Source organism: Pseudomonas sp. MWU13-2105 (assembly GCF_023242315.1).
Lineage (GTDB): Bacteria > Pseudomonadota > Gammaproteobacteria > Pseudomonadales > Pseudomonadaceae > Aquipseudomonas.
On record NZ_JALLIY010000100.1, the window covers coordinates 1 to 316 of the forward strand.

Consider the following 316-nt stretch of genomic DNA (forward strand, 5'->3'; position numbering starts at 1 on the left):
CATGGCTGCCGTTTTGCATATAGGCGTTGTCATTGCGGGGCCTGCCGGATACCAGTTTGCCGGCGCGGGAAAACGCTTTGTTCGCGCAGCGGAGGCCGGAAAAGCATTTCCGGCAATCATCACAATTGGAATCGCGCTGATCCTCATGGTCTGGGCTCTCTATGCCTTGTCCGGCGCGTCGGTGATTAGACCGTTACCACTGCTGCGACCAGTGCTAAGCGCGATAACGCTCATTTACCTGCTACGAGGGTTCGCAGGATTTTTCATCTTGAAAGATACCGGCAGAACCACCCGATTCATTCTGATCAGCTCGGCA

Annotated in this window: 1 protein-coding gene; it reads left to right on the forward strand. The window is 55.1% G+C overall.

The window, feature by feature from the left end; all coding sequences use genetic code 11:
* Position 1: 1 nt before the first annotated feature.
* A partial coding sequence (locus M5B96_RS32480) for a hypothetical protein (protein ID WP_248801265.1) occupies positions 2-316 on the forward strand: 315 nt, incomplete at its 3' end.